This window comes from Candidatus Methanoperedens nitratireducens (genome assembly GCF_900196725.1).
Classification (GTDB): domain Archaea; phylum Halobacteriota; class Methanosarcinia; order Methanosarcinales; family Methanoperedenaceae; genus Methanoperedens; species Methanoperedens nitroreducens_A.
The window spans coordinates 1-2,199 of the sequence record NZ_FZMP01000060.1 but is presented as its reverse complement, the minus strand read 5'-3'; the positions used below and the strand labels follow the sequence as shown (position 1 = coordinate 2,199).

General features: G+C 38.5%; 2 protein-coding genes. Both read right to left on the bottom strand.

All coding sequences use genetic code 11. The features are described from left to right. Window positions 1-108 precede the first annotated feature (108 nt). The gene (locus MNV_RS05245; RefSeq protein ID WP_143311644.1) at window positions 109-693 is read right to left on the bottom strand and encodes a hypothetical protein; all 585 of its coding nucleotides are present in this window, start codon (window positions 691-693) and stop codon (window positions 109-111) included. A gap of 470 nt (window positions 694-1,163) precedes the next feature. Beyond that, window positions 1,164-1,859: a DUF5667 domain-containing protein gene (locus MNV_RS05240; RefSeq protein WP_096204317.1), complete on the bottom strand. Its 696-nt coding sequence runs from the start codon at window positions 1,857-1,859 to the stop codon at window positions 1,164-1,166. Between the last annotated feature and the right edge of the window lie 340 nt (window positions 1,860-2,199).

The window sequence follows — 2,199 nt, the reverse complement described above, 5'->3', positions numbered from 1 at the left end:
GGAAAAAACTTGTCAAACGCTCCACTAGAAGAATGCGACCTACATTATATCCCTAAGATGCAAAGGAGACAATATCTATTTACGCAAACCACCATACTTCCAGGGCGCTTATTTCACTGTGACTAACATCTTTTCTGCATTCTCCACAGGCTTGGAACCGTTATTTATATTCGCCGTTAATCTCTCCACGCAGCTGGATTGTGTGAGATTATATCGCTGCTCAAATTCTGATATATTATGCATTCCTTCAAGATAGGTTGCTATGTAATCCATCCAATATTCTGCATGTTTTTGAACACTCAAAGTTTTATTTGTTTCCTGCAATTTATAAATACAGTATCTATCGATGCTGCTTTTTCCAAAATTGAATCCTGCAGACGGCGAATCTCCATAAGCTGCAATTTTATAAGCTATAATTTTTATGGCATTTGTATTTTCTGCCTTTGATTGCTGTTCCTGTGCTGGCGGGTCTGATGCTGCTGGCTGTGTTGTTGCTACCGCTGTTGGAAGGATCTTACCGTCTGAACCGGTGTGCGTCTCCGTATTTGATGCACCGGATTTTGCTGTTTCAGTGTCCATAAAATTCATGTCCTGGTTCTGGATAACGCGAGGCTGCGCAACTACATATACCGTAACTATCAGGAGCAATGCAATTATTGCTCCAATAACTATTCTTGAATTTCTACTTAACACTCCCACTCACCCTTAATAGGTTATGGGGAAAAGTTATACTTATAAGTAATGAGTCTAAAATTTTTTAGTCTTCGGCGGCAGGGAGATTTGCAGGGTAAGATAAAATCAAATGTAGCGCTGATTCCACAGAGAACAAGGCCGGCTTGAGAGCTGTATGAAGGTTGTGTGAAGTAAAAGCTTCAGTGAAAATTAAGTGTGTGAAATTTGTACCATCACCCCTTTATTTCAACTGGAATTATATATATTTAGATAATATACATTTGGATGATATACATTTAGATGATGTACATTATTACTTATATTATCTTGCTTCGCACCTATAACCGTTTTATCGCTTCATAACTGCCTCTGAAACGTACCTAAGAAGATATAAAATTTAAGAAATTTATAGTTGCATGATTTGCTGAAATTCCGAATTATTTTGTGATTGTTTTAATTATAAGAGTATGATAAAAAAAGATAGGTGAAGCTTAACCTATCTCGGGAAATCTTGCTTTTCCGGATGCTACTGTCTTTTCAGCCTTAGACATCTCTTGATCCCCTTTCGTGGTATTGGAATCAAGTCTTTGCTCGACCTTTGATTCAAACTTTCTCTTAAGTTCCACGCTGTTATTGTAGGCTCTCTGAATGCCTGCACTGTTGGGATGTGAAGCAAGAAGCTGTTCCAGAATTTCCTGATGTTTCGCAATCTCTTGCTGTGCATTGATAAGTCCAGTATCTTTATCGGAAAGTTTGGAAATTGACTCATTTACATAGTTCATTTTCGCTTTGTACTGAGCAAGTGCTTTATCTGCGGCGTCGGTATCATTCCTTTTTAAGGCCGCTCTTGCCTCAGCTATCCTCTTTCTCGCATGGGCTACCTGTTTTCCGAGTTTTTCACTCGCATTGAATGTAAAGGTCTCACCGATGTTCTCAAATGCTATCTGTAATCCGTATAAAGCATTTCCAGGACCGATTAGACCTCCACCCGACTTATCATCCACCGGTCCTGCAATTGCTGTACTGGCAGCCATTGCATTGACAGTTGATGTTTCAGTTGCAGTTCCAGTCGTGGTAACTGTTGGCGTTTCAATGCCCGTAGCATTATCTGTGGCGCTGACCATGCCTATAGTAAAGACCAACACTAACAGGATTATTCCTGCCAGAGTTATATTTTTCAACCTCATATTTTCACCTCGATTTAGTCGGCATTTTGCCGTTAAACTTATTAAAATCATTTAGAATAATAAACATTCTTATAATCTAATAATATTATAATGTATAGTCTTTCTCCAAAATGCTCCAGAACGTTCAGGAATGTCCAGAATAATTTAAACAATTCTAATAACCGAGGGAACAACATAAATGCTACTAAACTGCGTTATTATGTATAATCCATACAAGAAGGCAACCACCAACGATATGGTGATATAATATTAACAAACGCAGACATGGCAGAACCTCAAACGCACTTGCGATATGTTAATGGCAACTGTATAAAACCTGAATTTCGACGATTTTGGTAAC